Origin of the sequence: Acetobacter pasteurianus subsp. pasteurianus LMG 1262 = NBRC 106471, assembly GCF_000285275.1 — a bacterium.
Classification (GTDB): Bacteria; Pseudomonadota; Alphaproteobacteria; order Acetobacterales; family Acetobacteraceae; genus Acetobacter; species Acetobacter pasteurianus.
In genome coordinates this window covers 1-6217 of sequence record NZ_CADO01000061.1, presented here as the reverse complement: position 1 = coordinate 6217, position 6217 = coordinate 1, and the positions used below count along the sequence as shown (strand labels likewise).

The window sequence follows — 6217 nt, the reverse complement described above, 5'->3', positions numbered from 1 at the left end:
GTTTTCTTATAGCTTACGAAAATTTCTTTTACACAAAATAGACTTTTTCATAATATAACCCGATGTACAACCCTTCCGTGAGATTTCCGCGTCAATCTCACCGCTGCCAAAATCTGGATTAGATCTTTTTTAATGTGAGTTAATTGATCATGAACATAATAATGTTGTTTTAACACGGTCTAGGATATTTATAGCTGCAGCATCAAATGCTTCTTTACTGTACTTGTTTTCTACGAAATTTCTGGCCTTTACTCCATAATTTGCAATTATATTTGGTTGCGAAAAAATAGTTTCAAGTATTTTTGAAAGATCATTTTCAACGTTATTTCCTATTATAAAGCCTGTTTTGTTGTTAATCACACTAAACGCGAGTTCGCCTACTGGCGTTGCGATTACTGGCAATCCCATTGCCATAGCTTCGTGTGCTGCGAGACACATACCTTCAAAAAGAGAGGGCTGGATGTAAACATCAAGGGTTTTTAGAAAAGAGGACGTATCATCGCAATAGCCAATAAGGGTTATAATTTCATCTAAACCATATTGTTTGATCTCGCTCTGCAAAATTGTTTTTAATGGACCTTCCCCAGCGATGGAGACACGTAGTCGATTTATTAGATTTGGATGATGTAATCGAAAATTTTGTATTCCTTTAATAAGAGCACTATAATTTTTCTGTTCCCGTAAACGTCCCATACTGCCCAAATGTAAAGGACGTTTGCCATCCCAGTATGTCGTGATATAGGTTGAATCATCACAAACGTAGAGCGGCCAAGTCATGATACGCGATGTTGGGATGCGCATCTTGGAATGTAGAAACTGCTCAACAAGCGCTGAATCAGCAATCCATAATTGCGTTAGATTGCGTAAAAGCTGTGTATAACTTCTTACAGAAGCACTGTGTTTCCAACTTACGACAGGAATACCTAAAATTTTTCCTGCGATTTGCCCTACAAGAGTAGCAGCGCTCAAGGATGTCCAAATAATATCAGGACGATTATTACGCAAAATTTTTAAAAATGATGAGATGTAAGTAAGCTTGTTTCGTTTACCATCGAACATGATGGTATATGGTATGTTTGCTGCTTCTAGTTTAGGAGCCGCTTTCATGTCCCTTGGTTCGCAAGCTGTGACTTGAATCTGACAGTTGTGTTTGCGTAATGTCTGTAAAATAGCAGGCATCGCGAATTCAGCGCCACCATTTTCTAGACTAGTCACGAGGTAATGGATTTTCATATATTTGTCAGTCCTAGTTAATGTTGTTGCCATGTTTTAAATAGTTATCATGTATTTTCCGAAGGATACGTTAATGCAAAAATTTTGGTCGCAGCTATGGAACACCACCAGAGCATGATTGTTGATGCTACAACTGCGGATCCTGCAGCACCCCATATTCCAAAATATTTGGTAAGTTCGAATAACACTGGCATATAAACGATTATTGCAAATGCTTTCGCATGCAATACTGAATATACTCTACCCATCACTGTCAACAATGGTTCTAGAGGAACAACAGAAATATCAATCATCGCACTTGTAGCTAAGATGGCAATTAACATTCCCCCTTGGGGAATGGAATGATGCAGCATGTAATTCAGAATATTGCTCCCTAATGTGATGGATACCGTCAGTACCACAACTGCTAAAATGCTGATGGTGGCGTAAATACGCATTAATATGTACTTTAATTCTTTCACGTTACCATCGTCTCGAGAACGGATGAATTCTGGATAAAGTGCAGGGATCATCATGTTGGCAGGTTTTGCTAAGGCATTTGTAATTTGGCTGGCAACGCGAAAGATGGCTGCGTCTCCAGCTCCCATCCACGCACCAATGAGAAGGGTCGAAATTTGCTTAAAAAATGCCTGCAAGATTTCGTTGAGGCTGGTGCCTAGTGTCAGTTTCCATATTCCGGGGATTTGTATTGTTGGAAAGAAGAGCTCTTTCCATGGGAAACGTTGACGGGTAGCCTCATGGATAAAGCGTAGCGCAACAATGTTATATATGGCGAACAGTGCGATCTGTGTGAAACACCACAGAAAAACAAAGAAAGATAATCCGCATTTATATTCGTACCCGATAAAACTACCAACTGTGCGAGTTATGGTACCTACGAGTTCAATCGTGGTCGCTATTTTGAATTTATCAAGAAGACGTAATGCTCCAACTGGCCATCCCCGGTTCATGAAAAGGATTGTAATGGAGCAAACTTCCGCCAAAGATTTAATATCGGATGGCCACGCGAGTAGGTTGCCGAACACAGCAATGCCGCATAATCCAACAATCGTTCCAATCATGCCACTAAGACCGTCAGAACGCATACAAAACGTCAATATTTGGTTAAATTCCCGAAAATTTTTCTCTCGTAGAGACATAGTGCCATAATGTACTAATGGCTGCCATGAGTGCAGGTGCGTTATATCAGATATTAAAATAAGGTAGCTTGTAATAAGAAGCATATTACCGAAACCGTTTAACCCAGCGGCTTGGACGGTTAATGGCACGTAGATAAAACTACATATCGCATTTAATACACGTCCAACGACAATCGTTGTCGTGTTGCTCATAATTCGAGCAAATGCGGTCTTCCCTTTGTTTTCGCTCATTTTTATTCTGCCAATGCGAATAAAGTTCTCACATTGTTCAGGAATCGAGAAATAAACCCATAAAACGCCACACATGGATGCTGTGGCTCGTGCAGACTTTCAGGCATCATTTCTCACTTATTGTTACCTTAATTGCGATGTGAGGGCATATAGCGCGACAAACGCGAGGCATCAAATATAAACAAGTATCGACTTTTGCGTCAAAATCTGTTTTTTGAGCCAGCATATGCTGACACCTCGTACATCTTTTTATTTTTGCGCTTAATGATATGTCCGGACACCATATATGTCGTTTAATCTAGATACTCCCAGAGCGTCAGACCAGCAGTTAGCTGCTCTTTTTCATAATATTATGGCCGATGATGAAGTAAATCTATCTGTTGCATGTCCAACTGATGTTACGCCAGATTGTAATCAGGAGGAACTAAATGCGTGTTATCGAATATCATGGCAATTGCTGGTGCGTGGTATCGACTTAGCAGATTTTCGCCGAATGATAGCACGTATTGCCGTTAGACGGGAAGCTTCACCTGATGAGCGTATATATTATAAAGAGGTCAGGGCTCGCTTTAAGCATATGCGTTTTGGTTGTGCTAATTTTGATGTGCGGCATCGTTATCCGTGGCAACTTCATTTTATTACCAGTCAAATGGGTTTTTTACAGGATGCCTTCAAAAGTGGGCAAAAGTTCAAGACATGCTGGATGGCGGCAGTTTTATGGATCGTTTTACTACCTTTGCCATTCAAATTAGTACAGAGACGTATTGAAAATTTTTTATCTAGCAATCCTCCGAAGTTCAGAGAGTTCCAGTGTGCTGAAATTGCAAAACTAGCAAAAGCACTGGCTTCCGGGGAACAGGTCACGGGACAACAGTTTCATTCGCTGCGTAAAATAATTAGCCGACGAACGGCGTTTGTTGACACCTTGCGTATCATTCGTCCTAGCCAGCAGCTAAATAACTTATCTGCCTATCTTGCAACGATTAATGGTTTGATGGGGGATATGCACGATGAATTACTTCTTAAAGAAATTAGAGGTGAGTTAGATTATCATAAGGACAAATTTTTGCTGCCGGATCCCATTGCGGTGCGCTTGCGTAAGCTTATTGATGCCAACCTGCGCAAAATTTCCTATCCGCCTCACACTATAACATCTTCTCCAGTATAAGGCGATTATGGAAAGTTTTCAGTTATGATGCTCAGTTCAGATCACATTAAAGATTTTGCGATGGAAATAAAAAAACTACGTCCTATTTCAGGGCGTAAAACGGCCGTCATTGCCGTGGTCGGTGCGGATGGAAGTGGTAAATCCACTTTGGGAAATTATATTTTAGAACAGATGCAGAGGGATCGTCCTACGAGATTTTGTCACTTGGGGAAGCAAACAGGGAATTGGGGTAGATTTATAGCTCGAATGCCGTTTGTTGGACGAAAGGTAGACAGGAAAATTTTGAACAAGTCAGCTGCTACACGTTCTGACAAGGGGGCAGGAGGAGTTACTGCTTTCGTGGTTTTTGTCTTGTCTATGCGACGAGTTATGCGTTTCTTGAAGATGCGTTTTTTTCACAAACAAGGATATACAATATTAACTGACCGTTATCCTCAGGCTGTCATTCCAGGTCCGATGGATGGTCCTAGTCTCGTAGCTCGTAATCCTGATGGGAAATTTGTAAGTATCCTAACCCGTCTTGAGCAGAAATTGTATGAATGGATGGCGACATTCAAACCTGATGTTGTAATTCGACTTAACGTAGATTTGCAGACTGCGGTGGCACGGAAACCTGATCACCGTTATGAATCATTGGCACGCAAAATCAAAGATGTGCCGCTTTTAACGTTTAATGGTGCGCCCATATTCGATCTGGATAGTTCTTTACCTCTTTCTACTGTACAGCAGGAAGCATGGTTGGTAGTAAAACATGTTTTGGAAATGTATCCACGTTATTCAGAGATGCGATAGATATAATAATCGTCAATAAACAAAACAGGATTTTATTTAGAAATCTCATGATATATAGCATATGATGAGAGATTTGAATAAAATAATCGGGTTGTATACATGAAAATAATAAGCAAATATACGCTTTCAAAAACTATAAATCCATTTCTTGTGTCCCTTTTTGTCGTAATGACGGCACTATTGTTGGAAAGATTGCTAGTGTTGTTTGGGATACTGGCTGAAGGCAGCAACAAAATTTCAATATTTGTAAGATTGTTGTCTATGCTTACTCCTCATTATCTAGGTTTGGCAATTCCGGCGGCTTTATGCGTAAGTATCTTTTTCATTATGCAAAACATGAGCCAAAATGAAGAAATAGATGCAATAAATAGTATGGGAATTTCACTATCGCAATTGGCCCGGCCATTTGTTGTAGTTGGCGTCGTTTTTTCTATTATAACATTTTTACTCTATGGATTTATTCAACCATATGCACGCTACGATTTTCGAAAGGCACTATATACAGCAACCCATACTGGATGGGCTCCCCGCCTTCAGTCAGGTAAATTTGTGAGTCCGTCTGGGAAACTAACTTTGTTCGCAGACAATGTAAATTCAAACGGCGATACATTATATCATGTATTCATTCGTGATCTTTCTTATGGTAAAGAACAGGATATTACTGCTCGACAAGGAAATATATATGTTTCATCTGCAACACAAAATATTCAGATCGATTTGAATGATGGGTATATTGTTACAGATGATAAAAAAGATTCTCCCTCTACGACATATTTTACTCATGCTACTCGAATTCTTATCGGGAAAAGCTATATGGGCGCATTTCATGCACGTGGAGATGATGAACGTGAATTAACATTTCTGGAACTTATTATACGCCTCAAGAATGGAAATTATCTTGTCCCGTATTCTGACATGTACTCTCAGATGCATTTTATACTGGCACGAAGTGTTATATTGATTTTTATTCCTTTGTTATCAATTTCATTGGCGATGAGCCAAAAAAGGAAAAAAAATCGTACAGGTTTAGTTATAGCTTTAATAATATTGGTCGGATTGGACCATACTCTTCAATTATCCCATAGTCTTATGGCGACAAAAAATTTATCTGCAATATTTATGTGGGTTCCTCCTGTTTTATTTGGTATTGTATGTACAATTGTCCTTTTATATAAATCTGGTGATTTTCAAGGACGAATTACACGATAAATTAATATAAATATTATAAAAATAAACTACAAATAAAATAATAAATTTTATTATGAAATATAAATAGGTGTTTTTGACACTGTAATGTGTGCAGGAGAGTATCCGCATTCATCACCATCTGGAGGGTTCGAAAAACCTTTGACTGAGTGCTCTTGTGCGTGATTTCAGGTTCCTTATCCTGATTTTTGCTCTGCGATTTGAGCAGACCGGGGAGTATCGCCACCGGGGTGACTACGTGCCCGCATTCAACCTCTCGAGGAAGAGGAAGCGGCGCATGTTGTAGACAATATTGGCCAGGCCGATCCTCATTGTGGCCCGGGTGATACCCACTGTTCGGACGAACAGCCCTGTCTGTGATTTCTGATCGGCAAAGACATGCTCAACGCGGATTTCTTCTTCTGTGGTTACCGTCCGTTATGCAAGAGTTTTCTGACCCATATTGACG

The 6217-nt window shown here is 39.8% G+C and carries 5 protein-coding genes and 1 pseudogene; 3 read left to right on the top strand and 3 right to left on the bottom strand.

What is annotated here, in order from left to right; all coding sequences use genetic code 11:
* Positions 1-147: 147 nt before the first annotated feature.
* Positions 148-1266, bottom strand: a complete 1119-nt coding sequence (locus APA10_RS09480; protein ID WP_003631053.1) for a glycosyltransferase — start codon at positions 1264-1266, stop codon at positions 148-150.
* Positions 1267-1280: 14 nt separating this feature from the next.
* Positions 1281-2603 (bottom strand): lipopolysaccharide biosynthesis protein, encoded by a 1323-nt coding sequence (locus APA10_RS09475; protein ID WP_050923568.1) that lies wholly within the window; start codon positions 2601-2603, stop codon positions 1281-1283.
* 286 nt (positions 2604-2889) lie between these two features.
* Here APA10_RS09475 and APA10_RS14300 point away from each other — a divergent pair, with 286 nt between their 5' ends.
* The 3 genes from APA10_RS14300 to APA10_RS09460 all read left to right on the top strand — a co-directional run bounded on the left by APA10_RS14300 (position 2890) and on the right by APA10_RS09460 (position 5772).
* Complete coding sequence (locus APA10_RS14300) at positions 2890-3771, top strand: hypothetical protein (RefSeq protein ID WP_003631051.1); 882 nt, start codon at positions 2890-2892, stop codon at positions 3769-3771.
* Positions 3772-3795: 24 nt separating this feature from the next.
* Complete coding sequence (locus APA10_RS09465) at positions 3796-4563, top strand: nucleoside/nucleotide kinase family protein (RefSeq protein WP_003631050.1); 768 nt, start codon at positions 3796-3798, stop codon at positions 4561-4563.
* 99 nt (positions 4564-4662) lie between these two features.
* Positions 4663-5772, top strand: coding sequence for an LptF/LptG family permease (locus APA10_RS09460; protein ID WP_003631049.1), 1110 nt, complete (start codon positions 4663-4665; stop codon positions 5770-5772).
* 231 nt (positions 5773-6003) lie between these two features.
* Here APA10_RS09460 and APA10_RS14940 read toward each other — a convergent pair.
* A pseudogene (locus APA10_RS14940) lies at positions 6004-6156 on the bottom strand (IS5/IS1182 family transposase); the annotation flags it as partial.
* Between the last annotated feature and the right edge of the window lie 61 nt (positions 6157-6217).

Bases quoted from the DNA above. Each gene is read 5' to 3' on its own strand.
- APA10_RS09480 (WP_003631053.1), bottom strand. From the start codon at position 1,266: ATGGCAACAACATTAACTAGGACTGACAAATATATGAAAATCCATTAC.
- APA10_RS09475 (WP_050923568.1), bottom strand. From the start codon at position 2,603: ATGAGCGAAAACAAAGGGAAGACCGCATTTGCTCGAATTATGAGCAAC.
- APA10_RS14300 (WP_003631051.1), top strand. From the start codon at position 2,890: ATGTCGTTTAATCTAGATACTCCCAGAGCGTCAGACCAGCAGTTAGCT.
- APA10_RS09465 (WP_003631050.1), top strand. From the start codon at position 3,796: ATGATGCTCAGTTCAGATCACATTAAAGATTTTGCGATGGAAATAAAA.
- APA10_RS09460 (WP_003631049.1), top strand. From the start codon at position 4,663: ATGAAAATAATAAGCAAATATACGCTTTCAAAAACTATAAATCCATTT.